The sequence below is a fragment of the Saccharopolyspora sp. NPDC002578 genome, from assembly GCF_053592695.1.
On record NZ_JBSFWJ010000035.1, the window covers coordinates 1 to 15,777 of the forward strand.

The 15,777-nt window shown below is 72.0% G+C and carries 15 protein-coding genes and 1 tRNA gene; 4 read left to right on the forward strand and 12 right to left on the reverse strand.

Annotation, left to right across the window (positions count from 1 at the left end; genetic code table 11):
- Nucleotides 1-111: 111 nt before the first annotated feature.
- The 3 genes from ACWD38_RS17640 to ACWD38_RS17650 form a co-directional block, all read right to left on the reverse strand.
- A complete protein-coding gene (locus tag ACWD38_RS17640) occupies nucleotides 112-1,332 on the reverse strand; it encodes an FAD-dependent monooxygenase (RefSeq protein WP_184478514.1) in 1,221 nt (406 codons plus the stop codon).
- 57 nt (nucleotides 1,333-1,389) lie between these two features.
- Nucleotides 1,390-3,198: an ABC transporter ATP-binding protein gene (locus ACWD38_RS17645; protein ID WP_343071312.1), complete on the reverse strand. Its 1,809-nt coding sequence runs from the start codon at nucleotides 3,196-3,198 to the stop codon at nucleotides 1,390-1,392.
- A gap of 135 nt (nucleotides 3,199-3,333) precedes the next feature.
- Entirely contained in the window at nucleotides 3,334-3,489 is a 156-nt protein-coding gene (locus ACWD38_RS17650) for a hypothetical protein (protein ID WP_184478518.1), read from the reverse strand.
- Between the two features lie 403 nt (nucleotides 3,490-3,892).
- On the opposite strand from ACWD38_RS17650, the gene ACWD38_RS17655 reads away from it, so the two are divergent.
- The gene (locus ACWD38_RS17655; RefSeq protein ID WP_184478520.1) at nucleotides 3,893-5,251 is read left to right on the forward strand and encodes a pyridoxal phosphate-dependent decarboxylase family protein; all 1,359 of its coding nucleotides are present in this window, start codon (nucleotides 3,893-3,895) and stop codon (nucleotides 5,249-5,251) included.
- Nucleotides 5,252-5,826: 575 nt separating this feature from the next.
- Here the strand turns inward: ACWD38_RS17655 and mftE are convergent.
- The 6 genes from mftE to mftA are packed head-to-tail and all read right to left on the reverse strand — an operon-like array spanning nucleotide 5,827 to nucleotide 10,279.
- Nucleotides 5,827-6,522, reverse strand: a complete 696-nt coding sequence (gene mftE / locus ACWD38_RS17660; protein ID WP_184478522.1) for a mycofactocin biosynthesis peptidyl-dipeptidase MftE — start codon at nucleotides 6,520-6,522, stop codon at nucleotides 5,827-5,829.
- Nucleotides 6,519-7,874, reverse strand: coding sequence for a mycofactocin biosynthesis glycosyltransferase MftF (gene mftF / locus ACWD38_RS17665; protein WP_450124462.1), 1,356 nt, complete (start codon nucleotides 7,872-7,874; stop codon nucleotides 6,519-6,521). The genes mftE and mftF overlap by 4 nt, the downstream gene beginning before the upstream one ends.
- A complete protein-coding gene (locus tag ACWD38_RS17670) occupies nucleotides 7,871-8,659 on the reverse strand; it encodes a mycofactocin-coupled SDR family oxidoreductase (protein WP_184478524.1) in 789 nt (262 codons plus the stop codon). Before ACWD38_RS17670 ends, mftF begins: the two co-directional genes overlap by 4 nt.
- Nucleotides 8,660-9,856, reverse strand: a complete 1,197-nt coding sequence (mftC, locus tag ACWD38_RS17675) for a mycofactocin radical SAM maturase (RefSeq protein WP_184478526.1) — start codon at nucleotides 9,854-9,856, stop codon at nucleotides 8,660-8,662. It abuts the gene before it with no gap.
- A 29-nt stretch (nucleotides 9,857-9,885) separates the two neighbouring features.
- Nucleotides 9,886-10,191: a mycofactocin biosynthesis chaperone MftB gene (gene mftB, locus ACWD38_RS17680; protein ID WP_184478528.1), complete on the reverse strand. Its 306-nt coding sequence runs from the start codon at nucleotides 10,189-10,191 to the stop codon at nucleotides 9,886-9,888.
- Nucleotides 10,169-10,279, reverse strand: a complete 111-nt coding sequence (mftA, locus tag ACWD38_RS17685) for a mycofactocin precursor MftA (protein WP_184478530.1) — start codon at nucleotides 10,277-10,279, stop codon at nucleotides 10,169-10,171. The genes mftB and mftA overlap by 23 nt, the downstream gene beginning before the upstream one ends.
- Nucleotides 10,280-10,361: 82 nt before the next feature.
- Here mftA and mftR point away from each other — a divergent pair, with 82 nt between their 5' ends.
- The gene (gene mftR, locus ACWD38_RS17690; protein ID WP_184478532.1) at nucleotides 10,362-10,985 is read left to right on the forward strand and encodes a mycofactocin system transcriptional regulator; all 624 of its coding nucleotides are present in this window, start codon (nucleotides 10,362-10,364) and stop codon (nucleotides 10,983-10,985) included.
- Between the two features lie 117 nt (nucleotides 10,986-11,102).
- Here mftR and ACWD38_RS17695 read toward each other — a convergent pair whose 3' ends face one another.
- The 3 genes from ACWD38_RS17695 to ACWD38_RS17705 form a co-directional block, all read right to left on the reverse strand.
- Nucleotides 11,103-11,546 (reverse strand): hypothetical protein, encoded by a 444-nt coding sequence (locus tag ACWD38_RS17695; RefSeq protein WP_184478534.1) that lies wholly within the window; start codon nucleotides 11,544-11,546, stop codon nucleotides 11,103-11,105.
- Between the two features lie 344 nt (nucleotides 11,547-11,890).
- On the reverse strand, nucleotides 11,891-13,009 hold the full coding sequence (locus ACWD38_RS17700) for an NDMA-dependent alcohol dehydrogenase (protein WP_450124463.1): 1,119 nt from the start codon (nucleotides 13,007-13,009) through the stop codon (nucleotides 11,891-11,893).
- A 125-nt stretch (nucleotides 13,010-13,134) separates the two neighbouring features.
- Complete coding sequence (locus tag ACWD38_RS17705) at nucleotides 13,135-14,061, reverse strand: pseudouridine synthase (protein WP_450124464.1); 927 nt, start codon at nucleotides 14,059-14,061, stop codon at nucleotides 13,135-13,137.
- A gap of 322 nt (nucleotides 14,062-14,383) precedes the next feature.
- On the opposite strand from ACWD38_RS17705, the gene ACWD38_RS17710 reads away from it, so the two are divergent.
- Both ACWD38_RS17710 and ACWD38_RS17715 read left to right on the forward strand, forming a co-directional pair.
- Nucleotides 14,384-14,454, forward strand: a tRNA-Cys gene (locus ACWD38_RS17710).
- 126 nt (nucleotides 14,455-14,580) lie between these two features.
- On the forward strand, nucleotides 14,581-15,732 hold the full coding sequence (locus ACWD38_RS17715) for an MsnO8 family LLM class oxidoreductase (RefSeq protein WP_184478553.1): 1,152 nt from the start codon (nucleotides 14,581-14,583) through the stop codon (nucleotides 15,730-15,732).
- Nucleotides 15,733-15,777 lie beyond the last annotated feature (45 nt).

Sequence of the window (15,777 nt, forward strand, 5' to 3'; positions counted from 1 at the left end):
CGTCGCTCTTCGGATCTGGCTGATCACTTCGGCGGCTGACGGTGCCGGAGCCGGAGTGAACGGACCGTTCGTCCAAGGGGATTGGGCGAACGGTCCGTTCACTTCAACCGCTCAGCGGGTCGTGGCCTTGTCCGCGCGGCTGCCGAGGGCTTCGCCTCGGCGGCACGCCAGGTACCAGCGCTGGCCGTTGTCGTACCAGCGCAGGCCTTTGCGGACGGCGGAGACCTGCGACGCCTGGTGCACCCGGTACTGCCACGGCGGCTGGTAGCCGTGCCGGGCGGCCATCGCGTAGGCCACGTCGGCGGCGTTGCGGTCAAGGTAGCGGTCCGCGCGTTCGAACCACGCCATGCTGGTGCGCCCGGCCGCTTGCAGCGGTCGCAGCGCGGCTCGGCCCTGCTGGTCGAAGTCGCGCAGCGCGGTGTCCAGGTGCTCGTGGTCGTGCAGCTTCTGCGCCAGGATCACCGCGTCCATGATCGCCAGCCGGGTGCCGGAGCCGATGGTGAAGTGCGTGGTGTGCGCGGCGTCGCCGAGCAGCATCACGTTGTCGTGCAACCAGGTCCGGTTGAGCACCTGGGTGAACCGCTGCCAGCGCGCGGGTTGCCCGCGGGACTGGCTGATCAGCGAATGCCCGTCCAGCGGGGCGGCGAAGATCTTCTCCAGCAGCCGCACCGTGTCCTCGTTGTCGCGGGAGTCGAAGCCCAGCGCCTTCCAGGTCTGCTCGGTGCACTCCACGATGCAGGTGCTGATGCCGGCGCTGGACGGGTAGGCGTGGAACCAGATCCAGCCCGCCGAGGTCTGCTCGAAGGCGAACGTGAACCGGTCGAACACCATGTCCGTGCCCAGCCAGATGTACGGATTGTTGCCGGTCTCCACGCGGGTGCCGAACTCCGCCTCGTGCAGCGAGCGAACCTTGCTGTTCGCCCCGTCCGAGCCGATGATCAGGTCGCTGTCGGCGAGCTCGGAGAGGTCGTCCACGCCGTGCTCGTAGCGGATGTTCACGCCCAGGTCTGTGGCGCGTTCGGCGAGCACGTCCAGCAGCGTGGACCGGTTCACGCTGAAGCCGTAGCCGCCGAGGAAACCGACATCGCTGCCGCCCAGCACGATCTGCTGCTCCTGCCACAGCGTGGAGGCCGAACGGATCTGCTGCGCGCTCTCGGCGTCGTTGGCGTAGAGGGGGTCCAGCAGGTTGTCCCAGTAGACGACGCCCCACCCGTAGGTGGCTCCGGGCGGATCACGTTCGATGACGGTGATGTCGTGTCCGGCGTCGCGCAGCTTCGCGGAGATCGCGAAGTACAGCCCGGCCGGTCCTGCGCCGACACACGTGATCTTCATGGGCACCTCCTGGACGGGGACGGCGCGGGCCGCCCGGTTGTTGTTCGACGACGGTGATCACGTGCGCTCCCGCGCTTCACCGTTGCGCTGCGCCGGGGCGCCGTCGACGAGCTCCGTCGACGGGTGGTGCAGGTGGTACAGGTGCGCGTAGCCGTTGTTGCCCTCCAACAGCTCCGAATGCGTGCCGATGCCGGTGACCCGGCCGTGGTCCAGGTAGAGGATCTTGTCGGCGTCGGTCACCGTCAGCAGGTTGTGCGAGATGACGATGGTCGTGCGCCCCGCCATCAACCGGTTGAGCGGGCCGAGGATCCGCTGCCCGGCCTCGGCGTCCAGGCTCGCGGTCGGCTCGTCGAGCAGCAGGATCGGCGCGTCGCGGATCATCGCGCGGGCGATGGCGATGCGCTGGCGCTGCCCGCCGGAGAGCAACCGGCCGCGCTGCCCGACGCGGGTCGAGTAGCCCTCGGGCAGCGCGTCGATGAAGTCGTGGGCGTCGGCGGCGACGGCGGCATCGACGAGTTCGGCGCGGTCCGCATCGGGCTTGCCCGCGAGGATGTTCTCCTCGATGGTGCCGTCGAGCAGCAGCGTCTCCTGCAGCACGATGGCGATCTTGGAGCGGAGCTCCTTCGGGTCCAGCTCGCGCAGGTCCGCGCCGTCGAGCGTGATGCTGCCCCGGTCCGGGTCGTAGAACCGCAGCAGCAGCTTCGTCAACGTCGACTTCCCCGCGCCGCTGGCGCCGACGATGGCGACGCGTTCCCCGGGGGCCGCGGTGAGGTTCACGTCGGTGAGGACCTCGTCGACGGTGTCGGGGTAGTGGAAACCGACCTGGTCGAGCCGGATCGCGCCGTCCACCCGCGTGAGCGGCTTCGGCTCGCGCGGAGCCGGGACGTGCGGGCGCTGGTTGAACAGCTCCAGGATGCGTTCCGCGCTGGCCGCCGCGCCGAACACCACGTTCGAGAGCTGCCCGAGGTTGCTCACCGGCTGGTAGAGCTGCGAGAGGTACACGAGGAACGCCAGCAGCCCGCCGAGCGTGATCCGGCCCGCCGACAACTCCCAGATGCCGACGCCGACGATGGCCATGATGGCCATGACCTCCAGCAGGTCCACCAGCGGCTCGAACAGGCCGCCGATGCGGGCCGCGGACAGCTCCGCCGACAGGCTCGACCGGCTCTGCCGGGAGAACCGGCCCACCTCCGCGGACTCGCGCCCGTAGGCCTGGATCAGCGGTGCGTTGCCGAGGCTCTCCTCCGCCACCGTGCTGATGGAACCGGTGCGCCCGGCGACCTCGCGGGACGCGGATTTGATGCGCTGCGCGAAGAACCGCGCGACGAACAGGAACAGCGGCACCACCAGCAGCGCCACGACGGCCAGCCGCCAGTCGAGGTAGAACAGCACGCCGGCGAACAGCACGATCTTGATCAGCGAGGCCACGGTCTGGGTGATGCCCGACAGCACCAGGGCCTCGATCGAGGCCACGTCGGTGGTGAGCCTGCTCAGCGTGTCGCCGAGCCTGCGCCGGTCGAAGAAGTCCACCGACAACGTGTGCAGGTGGGTGAACACCCGGATTCGCAATCGGTTCAGGAAGTGCTCACCGATCCACACCGTCACGTAGCTCTCGCCGAAACCGACGGCCCCGTTGACGATCGTGATGACGGCGTAAGCAAGGGCCACCCACGGGAACAGCGAGAAGTCCCGCGGCGTGAGGACCTGGTCGATGAGGACCTTGAACATCCAGATCGCCGCCGCGTCCAGCAGCGGCGACACCAGCACCAGCGCGAGGCTCAGCGCCATGTACCAGCGGAACGGCCGCGCATCGGGCCAGAACCGCCGGAAGATCTCCCGGACCCCGATCGATGGCGCGGTCTCCACCAACCCCGCCTCCTCGGCGGCCGGTGGATCGAACAACCACCGTATCGGTCCCCGCACGTCGTACCCCCTGTTGCCGACGGGAGTGACGCCCGCACCCCGGAAGGTGCGGGCGTCATCCGGAAATGAGCCGTGCCGCTACTTCTTGTGGCCCCAGTGGTGGTGGCCCCAGCCCCAGCCGTGACCCCAGCCCCAGCCGTGGCCCCAGCCCCAGCCGTGGCCCCAGCCCCAGCCCCAGCCGTGCTTGCGACGACGGTTGTTCACGTACACGAACACGCTCTTGATGCTGCTCATCGCCATGCACCTTTCCGCATTGCCGATTTCCCCAGAGAAGAGCGTTCTCCTGTGATGTTCCCCCGGCAGGTGCCGGGAAAACTCGATTCCGGGTCGCGACCCCGGATGCATCACGTCCGCCGAACGAGTTGGTTCACTCGCCCCATGTCGGCGAAACCGGCGCGTTCCGCACCGGCCCGTGGGTGCCCGGTGTCCTTTCCGGACTGCCGCGCTTCTCCAGTTCTCTTCCAGAAGGTAGGTGCCCCCCATTCGGCGAACGACCCGACCTGCCAACGAGTAGACCCCAAGCAGCGGAGCGTGCCCAGAGGACTATCGGCCCTGATTTGCCGCTGATCTCCGGAAATCCGCGTCGCCGTGCCGAACGCGGCCGAACGCGGACCATGGTGGCGGAGAGGGGGCGGGCATGGATCTGCGAGCGTGGGCAGGGCGGGCGGTCGACGAGATCTCGGGGTGGCAGCGCGGTTTCGGCGAGGTCGAACCGCATCCGGACGCGGTGGTCTCCGACGCCGATTTCGCGGTGGCCTTCGAGGAGCTGCTCGGCCGGTTGCGCGACACCTACCCGTTCCACCACCCCCGCTACCTGGGGCAGCTGATCAAGCCGCCGCACCCGGCGGCGGTGGCGGGCTACCTGGCGACGATGCTGCTGAACCCGAACAACCACGCGCTCGACGGCGGACCGTCCACGACCGCGCTGGAGCGGGAGGCGGTGGCGCGGCTGGCGGCGATGCTGGGGATGCCGGACGCGCTCGGCCACCTCACCACCAGCGGGACCGTCGCGAACCTCGAAGGTCTTTTCGTGGCACGGGAAACGCGTCCCGGTTCGGCGATCGCGCACAGCGCGCACGCGCATTACTCGCACGCCCGCAACTGCCACCTGCTCGGCGTGCGGTCGGTGCCGGTCCCGGTGGACCGGCTGGGGCGGATGGACCTGGCGGAGCTGGAGGTGCTGCTGGGGCGGGAGGACATCGGCACGGTGGTGCTCACGGCCGGAACGACCTCGCTGGGTGCGGTGGACCAGATCGACGAGGTGCTGGAACTGCGGCGGCGCCACGGGTTCCGGATCCACGTCGACGCGGCCTGCGGCGGATTCTTCGCCCTGATCGCCGACGACGCGCCGGACGGGGTCGCGTCCGCGCCGTTCCGGGCGCTAGCCGAGTGCGACTCGGTGGTCGTCGACCCGCACAAGCACGGCCTGCAGCCCTACGGGTGCGGGGCGGTGCTGTTCGCGGACCGGTCGGTGGCGCGGTTCTACCGGCACGATTCACCGGCCACGTATTACACGTCGGCGGAGCCGCACCTGGGGGAGATCTCGCTGGAGTGCTCCCGTTCCGGAGCTCCGGCGGCGGCGCTGTGGCTGACGTTCCGGCTGCTACCGCCGACTCCGGACGGGCTCGGGCGGGTGCTGCGGGCAGGTCGGCGGGCCGCCCTGCGCTGGACCGAGCTGCTGGCCGAGTCGCCGGTGCTGTCGGCCTACCAGCGCCCGGAGCTGGACATCGTCGCGGTCCTGCCCGAAGCCCCCGACATGTCCACCGTGGATCAGCGGACGACGTGGATGCTGCACGAGGGGATGCGGGGCGGCGGCGCCTACCTGGCCGCGCTCGAAGTCTCCGCGGCGGAGCTGCGGGCGCGCGGGCACCCGGTCCGGGAGGACGCGCCGGGCGCCCGGATCTTGCGCAGCGTGCTGCTGAAACCGGAGCACGAGCACTGGATCGGGCGCTGCCACGACGAGATCGAAGACCTGGCGCGGCGAGCCGCCGGATGACCTGCGCGGCGCCGGTTTGCGCCGGACGGCGGTGGGGCACCCGGGTGGGGCGCTCGCCTGGGGTCCGGACGGGCGCGGGGTCGTGCCAATCCGAATTCCTTGGGGGTCACCGAATGTCAGTTCGCGCGTCCGTCCGCGCCCGGAAAGTCCGGCCGGCGTTCCTGCACACCATGTGGACCGAGTCCCGCACCATCGCCGACGCGCGCCACCGCTTCGTCCGCGGCGGACCTCCGGCGAACCCCGGCGGACAGGCGGTCCCGACCCAACGGTGACCTCGCAACCGCCTCCGGCGAACGGCCCCGACCGCCTTTCCGGCACGGGGCCGTTCTGCCGCGATTTCGCGAGAAATCCAACCACTCGAACGAGGTGAACCCCGCCCTCGCACGCTCCTGATCAGTGCAGAAGGTTGTCGGAGCGGGGTGTCCGACACGCGGGGACGCTTCAATTTCTCGCGAAATTGCGGGGCATGAACGAGGTTCGCATCAGGTGGTGTGGGGACGGCACCGAGATCTCGGGGACTGGTCGATCGACTCGGGGGTTCGGGCCGTTGCCAGGGGGCTCCTGGTAGGTGGAGGTCACCCGGTGAGGTTTGGGGTCTCGCCGCGCCACTCCGCTACCGCGCGGGTGAGGGAATCGGCCCAGCGGTGCAGGATCGCGTCACCGGCCGTCGCGTCGGCCGTCGTCGGGTCGCCCAGGACGCCGTTGGGGCTGACCGGGCGCACGCCCCCGGAGCGGAGGCGGTCCATCAGCTCGGGCAGCGGCGCGGTGTTCCCGGCCGCGGCGACGTCCGCGGCGACCTCGCCCGGGTGCAGGTGCAGCATCGCGGAGGTCTCGGTGCGCCCGGCGTGGCTGTCGTCAGCCGGGGCGTCCGGTGACCACACGAGCACCCGCCTGCCCTCGGAGCGCAGCAGCGCGGCGGCCCGGTGCGCGGTGGGCAGGTTGCCGCCGTGGCCGTTGACCAGGACCACGCCCGCGAAGTGGTCGGCGGAGCGCACCAGCTCCACCAGCAGCAGCCGCAGCGCCTCGTGGCCGATCGACAGGGTGCCCGGGAACTCCGCGTGCTCCCCGCTGGCGCCGTAGGGCACGGCGGGTGCCACGACGACGTCCGCGACTCGACGGGCGAGGCGGGCGCACAGCTCCTCGGCGATGGCGGTGTCGGTGCGCAGCGGCAGGTGCGGGCCGTGCTGTTCGGTGGCGCCCAGCGGGATCGCCAGCGTCGGGGCGTGCGCGGCGAGTTCCGGCCAGCGCATCGCCCCCAGGTGCTCGCTCATCGCGCTGATCCTCCGGTGAGTCGCGGCAGCAGGGCCGCCGGGGTGCGGTGCCGTGCGCAGCCCGCCCAGACCCCGGCCCCGTAGGCGAGGTCGTCGAGCACTCGCAGTGCGAGCCAGGACGGCGTCGGTCGGGGACCGCGCAGCGCGTCCAGCAGGCACGGCAGCAGGGCCGCGAGCAGGACGAGCCGGGCCCGCCTGTTCACCAGGGCGGGCAGCGCCAGCAGCGGCCACCAGTCGCGGCGCACCGCCTCGGCCAGCAACCGGCCCGCGCCGAGGTGCGCGAGCGCGGCCAGCCGCCACGACTCCCAGTCCGGCACTCCGTGCGCCCGCAGCTTGCGCGGCAGCGCGCTCGCCCCGGCCACCGCCAACGCGGCGGACAGCACCGGGCGCCCGGCGGCGAGGGCCGTCCACGACGCGGCGCTCCACGCCGAGAGCCGGGCGCAGCTGAGCGAGCCGGGATGGCGGCGGGACAGCGGTGCCGCGGAGCCGCCGTAGTCGAAGCGCTGGCGCAGCCACGCCCGCAGCCGGGGCCGCGCCCGGTGCCGCACCACCGACTCCGGCGCGTACCGCACGGATCCGCCGTCCGCGAGCAGGCGCCACACCAGGTCGACGTCCTCGCCGAACCGCAGCGCCTCGTCGAACCCGCCCACGTCGTCGAGGCTGTCTCGGCGCACCACGAGGGCGGCGCTGGGCACGTAGCTCACCCGGCTCATGGGCCGCACGGCCGCTGCCGTCGTCCCCAGGTCGAGGCCGCAGCGGTCCGCTTCGTAGGCCGCGATCCGGCCGCCGGTCCTGGCGCCGCGGACGCGGGGCGCGACCGCCCGCACGGCCGGGTCGGCGAAGTGGCGCAGCAGCGGGTCGAGCCACCCTGGTTCCGGTAGCGCGTCGGCGTCGAGGAACGCGACGAGCTCCGTGGTGGCCCGCCGCCACCCGGCGTTGCGGGCGGCGGCCGGACCCCGCGGAGCTCGGTGCCGCAGGGCGGCTTCGGGGACGGGGGGTGTGGAACCGTCGTCGACGACGATTCGGCTCGGCAGCTCCTCGGTCGCGGCCAGCAGCGCGGCGAGCCCGGCCGGGTCGTCCTTCACCGGGATCACAGCGGTCACGTCGGCGGGCCCGAGCGTGCCGGGCGGTGGCTCCGGGTGCGCCAGCCCGGCCTCGATCAGCCGCCGCGCCAGGGCCCCACCGGAACGCACGGGTTCCCCGTCGAGCCACCGGTCGATCAGCCGGGCCGCGGTCTCCCCGACGCGCAGCAACCGCACGGGAGACCCGCCGAGCAGCACCCTGCCGTCGCCGGTCCGCCGCAGCGAGGAGTCCGCTACCAGCCGGGTACCCGCGGGCACCGGGGCGGTCATGCGGTGAAACCGCCGTCGGCGTGCACCACGGTTCCGGTGATCGCCGATGACTCCGGAGAGCACAGGAACGCCACCACGGCCGCGACCTCGTCCGGTTCCAGCAGGCGCTCCGTCAGCTGGTGCCGCGCGAATTCGTCCACATCGGACAGTTCGTAGAGCGCGCCGGTGGCGTCGAGCATGTCGGTGCGCGTGGAGCCCGGAGACACGGCGGTGGCGCAGATCCCGGTGCCGCGCAGGTCGGTCGCCAGGCCGCGGATCAGCCCGACCACGGCGTGCTTCGCGGCGTTGTAGGAGGTCAGCCGCCACAGCCCGGTGTGCGCGGCGGCGGAGGCCAGCGCCACGAACCGGCCGGAGCGCGGTGCGGGCCGCCGCAGCAGCGCGGGCACCGCGGCCTTGGCGAGGTGGGCGACGCCGTCCACGCCGACGGAGAACAGCGCGTCCCACTCGCGGTCCTCGGCTTCCCAGAACGGTGTCCCGCCCGCCATCAGCGCCGCCGCGCCGACCGCCGCGTCCAGTCCGCCGAACCGTTGCTCCGCCAGTGCGACGACGTCGCGCACCGCGTCGAGGTCCTGCACGTCGGCGGCGACGTCGACGACGGAACCGGGGAATTCCGCGGCGAGCGCGGAAAGCTGCTCGACCGTCCCCAGCGGATAGTCGACGCGGGGGTCGTCGGCGCACCGGTCGACCGCCACCACCCGCCAGCCGCTCCCGGCGAGCCGGCGCACCACGGCGGCCCCGATGCCGCGCGCGGCTCCGGTGACGACGGCGACCCTGGGCTCGCCCATCTACGGCCGGAATCCGGCGAGCGGGCTGGTGTCGCACGCCCGGTCCGGGATCGCCTCGGGCTCCGGCGGACCCCAGCCGATGCCGACGGTCACCGGCTGCTTCTTCCGCCTGCCGCGGTGCGAATGGTCCTTGTCCGGCTTGGGGATGCTCGTTGCGACCCCGGCGAGCGCGCGTTCCCCGTTGCCGAGCACGCATTCCGGGTCCGGCCCGTCCAGCGGCAGCCCGGTGAAGAACTTCGCGGCCATGCACCCGCCTTGGCAGGCGTCGTAGGCCGAGCACGAGGTGCAGGCGCCGCCGGTCTGCGGTTCCCGCAGCCGCGCGAACAACTCCGATTCCCGCCACACGGAGCCGAATCCGCCGTCATCGCGCACGTTCCCCGCGAGGAACTCGTCGTGGATCGCGAACGGGCACGCGTACACGTCGCCGACGGGGTCGATGAGGCACACGACGCGCCCCGCGCCGCAGAGGTTCAGCCCCGGCAGCGGGGTGGAGCCCAGCGCGTTGAGGTGGAAGAACGAGTCGCCGGTGAGCACTCCCTCGCCGTGCGCGACGAGCCAGTCGTAGATCTCCCGCTGCTGCTCGGCGGTCGGGTGCAGCTCGTCCCACACGTCGGCGCCGCGACCGGAGGGCCGCAGGCGGGTGATGCGCAGCTGCGCGCCGTACTCGTCGGCGATCTCCTTGAACCGGTCCAGCTGCCCGACGTTCTCCCTGGTCAGCACGACACTGATCTTGAAGTCGCGGAACCCGGCGTCGCGCAGGTTCGCCATCGCGGTCAACGCCGTGTCGTAGGAGCCCGCGCCCCGCACCCGGTCGTTGACCTCGGCGGTCGCCCCGTCCAGGGACAGCTGCACGTCGACGTAGTCGGTGCCCGCGAGCCAGCGCGCCCGCTCCGGGGTCAGCCGCACGCCGTTGGTGGAGAACTTGACGCCCACCTGGTGGTCGACGGCGTACTCCACGAGCTCCCAGAAATCGGAGCGCACGGTCGGTTCACCGCCGCCGATGTTCACGTAGAACACCTGCATGCGCTGGAACTCGTCGATGACCGCCTTGCACTCGGCGGTGGACAGCTCGCGCGGATCGCGGCGCCCGGAGGCGGACAGGCAGTGCACGCAGGACAGGTTGCAGGCGTAGGTCAGTTCCCAGGTGAGGCAGATCGGGGAGTCCAGGCCGTGCTGGAAGTGCTCGATGAGCCGCATGGGCGTCTCCTTGCGTGGAGGTCGGCCGTTCAGCCGCGGGGCCGGATGGTGCCCGCGTCGCACAGCCCGGCGAGGGCCTGGAGGTAGCGCGGGTGCTGTTCGGCGGGCACGCCGGTCTCGGCGAGGGCGGCGTGCACGTCCGGCTGGTTCTCCAGTTCGCGGACGAGGGCGACGAGTTCCGGCGTCTTGAGGAACGACAACCGTCGGGTGGTGAAGTCGTAGACGAGCGCGCCGAACCGCTCCGGGCGCAGCGAGACGGTGGGGCTCAGGCGGTGCGGGCGGCCGGGGTCGAAGCCGGCCGCCGCGCCGGGCTCAGTAGACGCCGCACATGCCATCGATCGACACTTCCTCGACGAGCAGGTCGTCTTCGACGCCGTCCACGGGTGCGGTGTCGGCGGGTGCGCCGTGCTGGGAATCGCTCATGGGATGCTTCCTCCCGATCACCTGCTGAATTGTGATGGCGGGCACACAATAACGACACCGAGTGTCACAATGGAAGGGATCGATGGCCGGGCCAGCATCCGTTCACCCGACCGGCGCAGGCACGGGACCTGGGCGGCGCCGCACCACCAGCCCCGTCGAGCTGGAGCGCGTCGCGTTCGCCCTGTTCGACTCCGACGGCTTCGAGCACACGACCGTCGAGCGCATCGCCCGCACCGCCGGGATCGGGCGGCGCACCTTCTTCCGCTACTTCGAGTCGAAGAACGACGTCGTGTGGGGCGCGTTCACCGAGCAGCTGGACGGGATGCGGGAGCGGTTCCGCGCCCGGCCCGCCGACGAGCCGCTGATGGAGTCGATCCGCGCGGTCGTCGTCGAGTTCAACCGCGTCGAGCCCGCCGAGACCGACCGGCACCGCCGCCGCCTCGAACTGATCTTGCGCGTTCCGGCGCTGCAGGCGCATTCCACGCTGCGCTACGCCGAATGGCGAGCGGTGGTCGCCGATTTCGCCGCCGATCGCCTCGACACGTCACCGAGCGCGCTGGAACCGCAGACCATCGCCCACGCGGCGCTGGGGGCGGCACTGGCCGCCTACGACCACTGGCTCGAACGGCCGGGTTCCGACCTCTGCGCCACCCTCGACGTCGCCCTTCGCCGGCTGGCAGTGGGATTCGCGCCGCGGGGTACGTAGGGGGCCGTTGCGGAGTGATCTTTCGATCGGTGTCTTGTCGGCGAGGAAGCCGCTGAGGTTCCGCTGAGCGACCGGCTATGCAGGTCATCCTGAAAGGACGCCTGAAGGCTCAGCCGCTCAGCGGGCGGGTTCCACATCCGTGCAGTCGAGTTCCTCGGATCCGGGCGGTAGCTCGGGCGCCCCGGGGGTGGGCTTGTTGTCCACCGTGGAACCGTGGAACATGTCGGCGGCCGCGGTGTCCGTGCGGACCGCGCAGAGCCGGACCGGGGAGGTCACCTTGCCCGCGCGCACCGTGGCGCTCCGTCCGCCCTTCGGGCTCGGGGTCGCCTCCGCGAGCGGCCGCCAGGTTCCCTTCTCGTCCTCGGCGACGATCCAGATCCGATCCGAGTCGGGTACCTCGCCGGCCAGCCTGACCAGGAAGTCCCTGGAGAATCGGTAATCGTCGTCGGGTGTGTCGATCGACACGCCTGAGCTCGAACCGAAGGGGGCGGTCAGGTAAGCGAGGACGGCGACCAGCACCACTGCGCCACCGGCGATTGCCCCTTGCGATTTCCAGTTCATCCGGACGCCTCCCGCAGCGGATGTCTCCTTCGTCGCTCGTCCAGTCACGACTCGCGCAATCGTACGAAATCGCTCTCGGCCGCTGTGCACTCGCCGCGATCGACGCGGAATGCGGCCGACAGTGCACCGACCGTAGTGCGTGGGCCGGTGGCGCGAGATCGCGGGCGTACCCGGGTTCGTGCGCGGCCGATCACGTTCGGTGAGATGGAGCCTTGCGCCGTTCGGAACTTCACCCGACCCTGCGCGAGTTCGCGAGAAATCGGCGTCCGCCAGGGAAATCCTGGCGGTGCTCGCGGAGCGCAGCCGGGGCTCACCGGGATGGGCGTCCTAGGGGACGCCGTCCGTCATTCGAAGGTGATCACGCCGCGGATCGTGTCGCCCTCCTCCATGTCGCGGTAGCCCTGGTTGATGTCCTCCAGGCGGTAGGTGCGGGTGATCAGCTCGTCGAGCTTCAGACGGCCCGCGCGGTAGAGGTCGAGCAGCTTCGGCACGTCGTTGCGGGGCTTGCAGCCGCCGTAGACGCCGCCGCGCAGCTGCTTCTCGAACATGACGAACGGGAACAGGCTCAGCGACACCTGGTGGGTGCTCATCGCGCCGACGCCGCCGAGCGCGAGCACGCCGCCCTTGCTGATCAGCCCGAGCGCCGGTTCGATCATGTCGCCGGGGACCACGCCGACGGTGATGATCGCCCGGTCGGCCATCACGCCGGCGGTGAGGTCGGCGACCAGGGCGTGGGCTTCGGCGAGGTCGGGGGCGGTGTGGGTGGCGCCGAACTCGCGGGCCTTCTCCCGCTTCCACCGCACCGGATCGACGGCGACGATCACCGCGGCCCCGGCGAGGCGGGCGCCCTGCACGGCGTTCATCCCGACTCCGCCGGTGCCGATCACCACCGTCACATCTCCTTGCCGCACCTGCGCGATGTTGACGGCGGTTCCCCACCCGGTGGGCACCGCGCACCCGGCGATGGCGGCCACGGGCATCGGGATGTCGTCGCCGAACTTCACCAGCGAGTCGGCGGGGCAGACGGTGTAGGGCGCGAAGGTGCCGAGGAACGTCATCGGCGTCACGGGTTCCCCGTGCGAGTGCACCCGCCGCGATCCGTCCAGCGCGCGCCCGGTGAGCAGGTCCGCGCCCCGGTCGCACAGGTTGCCGCGGCCGTCCCGGCACCACCGGCAGTGCCCGCAGGACGGGATGAACGTGGTGATCACCCGGTCGCCGACGGCGAGGTCCGCCACACCGGGCCCGACCTCCTCGACGATGCCCGCGCCTTCGTGCCCGCCGAGCAGCGGCGGCGCGTCGACGAAGCCGTCCCCGGCGTCGTAGTGGAAGTCGGAGTGGCACAGCCCGGCCGCGGCGAGCTTGACCCGGACCTCCCCGGCGCGCGGTTCGCCGATCTCGATGTCGTCGATGGTGTACCCGGCGCGTCGTCCCTGTTCTCGCAGCAGGGCGCCTCTGGTCTTCATGGGCCTGGTCCTCCCGGCGCTGGATCGGCCGTGCGGCCGCCGATCGTTCGGGCCGGGACGCTAGCCGACCGGGTGCCGGTGTTGATCAACGTTGCTGCAAATTCACCCCGATCGGCGCAAATGCGCTATCGCGGGGGCTGTGCGTCGTCGGGCCAATCGAGCTCCCGGCGGCTCTCGAAGTGCCGCGGGGCGCCGGTGATCGGATCGGTGAAGCGGAGGACTTTCGCCAGCAACCGCAACGGATCCGCGAAGTCGTCCGGCGCGCGGTCCCGCACCACCGGGTAGAGGTCGTCGCCGACGATCGGCGCGCCCACCGAGGCCAGGTGCACGCGGAGCTGGTGGGTCCGCCCCGTCGTCGGCAGCAGCCGGTAGCGGGCGGCGGTGCCGCGGCGTTCGACGGGTTCGACGCGGGTCTCCGCGTTCACCGGCCCCGGCACCTCCTGGGCTTGGAGCACGCCGCGCTCCTTGACGATCCTGCTGCGCACGACGTCCGGCACGACCAGATCCGGTGCGCGATGGGCGATGGCCTCGTACTCCTTGCGCACCGCGCGGTTCTGGAACAGCAGCTGGTACTCCCGGCGGGCCGCTTCGTGCACCGTGAACAGCACGAGGCCCGCCGTCATCCGGTCCAGCCGGTGCGCGGGGCTGAGCTCCGGCAGGTCCAGCGCGCGGCGCAACCGGACCAGCGCCGTCTCGGCGACGTGCCCGCCGCGCGGGGTGGTGGCCAGGAAGTGCGGTTTGTCCACGACCAGCAGGTGCTCGTCGCGGTGCAGGACGTCGAGTTCGAACGGCACCGGCGTCTCCACCGGCAGTGCGCGCTGGATCCACAGGAACGAGCCCGGTGCGAAGGGCGTGTCCGCGTCGACGAAGCTGCCGTCGACCGCCGCGACGCGTCGTTCCCGCAGCATCCGGTCGACTTCGCCGGGAGCCACCGGCAGCCGGTCGACGAGGTGGTCCCGCACCGTCGGCCACGTGCCGGTGTCCGGCAGGCGCATCCGCGCGGCGTCGAGGCCGTCGCGTTGCGGCAGGGGAGACCGGAGCTTGCGTCGCATCACCGGCCAGCGTAGGCCGCCGCGCGGGGACGTCGTGCCACGCCGGGGCGAACCCGGTGCCGGGGGAGGCCGTCCAGTCCGTGGGACGGTCGTTCGCGCGGTTGACCACGACTCGGGGCGGGGCAAGAATCGTCGTGTGGATGTCGCGGCGCGGTTCTTCTTCGCTCGCCTGCACGTCGATCTCCGGCGGCACGCGAGCGCGATCTGTGCCCCCGCGCTGCCCTGAGCAGCGTCCTGGTGACCGGCCGGTACCACCCGGCCGTTGTCAGTCCTATGTGGACTTGTTTCCGATCGTCCGGCGCGGTGGCCGGAATCGGATCGTGGCGGAGTGACCGAGTGGCTAGGTAAGGGCCTGCAAAGCCCTGCACACGGGTTCGAATCCCGTCTCCGCCTCCCCTTCCCCTCCGGCGAGCTCGTGCGTCCCCGCGGCGCCTCGTCGCGTTCTCGACGCGGTCGCCGCGGGCGCAATCCCCCGGCGGCCCGTTTCACCCGCGCGCAGCGGGTACACGGGAGGCAGTGATGACATCCGTTCCGCTCTCGGTCCTCGACCTCGCACCGGTGCCCTCCGGCGGCACCGCCGCGGGCGCGCTGCGGGACACCGTCGACCTCGCCCAGCACGTGGAGCGGTACGGCTACCGGCGCTTCTGGCTGGCCGAACACCACCTGGTGCCGGGAGTCGCGTCGTCCTCCCCGGCGGTGCTGATCGCGTCCGTGGCCGCCGCGACCCGGCGCATCCGCGTCGGTTCCGGCGCGGTGCTGCTCGGCCAGCACACGCCGCTGCAGGTCGCGGAGGACTTCGGCACCATCGCCCAGCTGCACCCGGACCGCATCGACCTCGGTCTCGGCCGTTCCGGCCTGGCGAAGTTCGTCGAACTCGCGAAGGCCGCGCTCGACCGGGAACCGGACGACGTGCCCGCGACCCCGCCGGAACCGGTGCTCGTCGACGGGCTGCCCGTGCCGCGCACCGCGCGCGGCGGTTCGCTGTCGCGGGCCCGCGCGCAGCGGCTCGAAGCGCACGTCCGGCTGCTCGGCGGCACCGGACAACCGGAGTACGACGAGCAGGTGCGCGACGTGCTCGCGTTCCTCGACGGCACGTTCCGCGACACCGACGGGCAGGAGGCGCGCGCGGTCACCGCGGAGCAGGCGCTGCTGCAGGTGTGGGTGCTCGGCGCCAGCGCCGGCCCCAGCTCCCGCGCGGCGGGCGCACTGGGCTTGCCGTTCGTGTCGAACTACCACGTCACGCCCGGCACCGTGCTCGACTCCGCCGCGTCCTACCGCGAGTCGTTCGTGCCCTCCGCGCGGCTGGACCGGCCGTACCTCGTGGTGTCGGCGGACGTGCTCGTCGCCGACGACGACGCCACCGCGCGGGAGCTCGCCAAGCCGTTCGCCGGATGGGTGCACGACATCCGCTACGGCGACGGCGCCCAGCCGTACCTGACCCCGGCCGAAGCGGACCGGCGCACCTGGACGGCCCCTGAGCGCGCCGTCGTCGCCGACCGGTTGCAGACCCGCATCGTCGGTTCCCCGGACACCGCGGTGGAACGCCTGGAGGTGCTGCGCCGGGTCACCGGGGCCGACGAGCTGCTGATCACCACCATCACCCACGACCACCAGGACCGCCTCCGCTCGTTCGAACTGCTGGCGAAGGCCTGGGCCGCCGCCGGGCACTGAAACGCCTCGGAGCACCCGCCCGCGCACCACCCCGCCGAGTTCCCG

What these genes read in the sequence shown, in the direction of transcription:
- ACWD38_RS17705 (WP_450124464.1), bottom strand. Translation starts at nt 14,061, where the DNA reads ATGCGACGCAAGCTCCGGTCTCCCCTGCCGCAACGCGACGGCCTCGAC.
- ACWD38_RS17695 (WP_184478534.1), bottom strand. Translation starts at nt 11,546, where the DNA reads ATGAACTGGAAATCGCAAGGGGCAATCGCCGGTGGCGCAGTGGTGCTG.
- mftF (WP_450124462.1), bottom strand. Translation starts at nt 7,874, where the DNA reads ATGACCGCCCCGGTGCCCGCGGGTACCCGGCTGGTAGCGGACTCCTCG.
- ACWD38_RS17700 (WP_450124463.1), bottom strand. Translation starts at nt 13,009, where the DNA reads ATGAAGACCAGAGGCGCCCTGCTGCGAGAACAGGGACGACGCGCCGGG.
- mftE (WP_184478522.1), bottom strand. Translation starts at nt 6,522, where the DNA reads ATGAGCGAGCACCTGGGGGCGATGCGCTGGCCGGAACTCGCCGCGCAC.
- mftB (WP_184478528.1), bottom strand. Translation starts at nt 10,191, where the DNA reads ATGGCATGTGCGGCGTCTACTGAGCCCGGCGCGGCGGCCGGCTTCGAC.
- ACWD38_RS17715 (WP_184478553.1), top strand. Translation starts at nt 14,581, where the DNA reads ATGACATCCGTTCCGCTCTCGGTCCTCGACCTCGCACCGGTGCCCTCC.
- mftC (WP_184478526.1), bottom strand. Translation starts at nt 9,856, where the DNA reads ATGCGGCTCATCGAGCACTTCCAGCACGGCCTGGACTCCCCGATCTGC.
- ACWD38_RS17655 (WP_184478520.1), top strand. Translation starts at nt 3,893, where the DNA reads ATGGATCTGCGAGCGTGGGCAGGGCGGGCGGTCGACGAGATCTCGGGG.
- ACWD38_RS17640 (WP_184478514.1), bottom strand. Translation starts at nt 1,332, where the DNA reads ATGAAGATCACGTGTGTCGGCGCAGGACCGGCCGGGCTGTACTTCGCG.
- ACWD38_RS17650 (WP_184478518.1), bottom strand. Translation starts at nt 3,489, where the DNA reads ATGAGCAGCATCAAGAGCGTGTTCGTGTACGTGAACAACCGTCGTCGC.
- ACWD38_RS17670 (WP_184478524.1), bottom strand. Translation starts at nt 8,659, where the DNA reads ATGGGCGAGCCCAGGGTCGCCGTCGTCACCGGAGCCGCGCGCGGCATC.
- mftR (WP_184478532.1), top strand. Translation starts at nt 10,362, where the DNA reads ATGGCCGGGCCAGCATCCGTTCACCCGACCGGCGCAGGCACGGGACCT.
- mftA (WP_184478530.1), bottom strand. Translation starts at nt 10,279, where the DNA reads ATGAGCGATTCCCAGCACGGCGCACCCGCCGACACCGCACCCGTGGAC.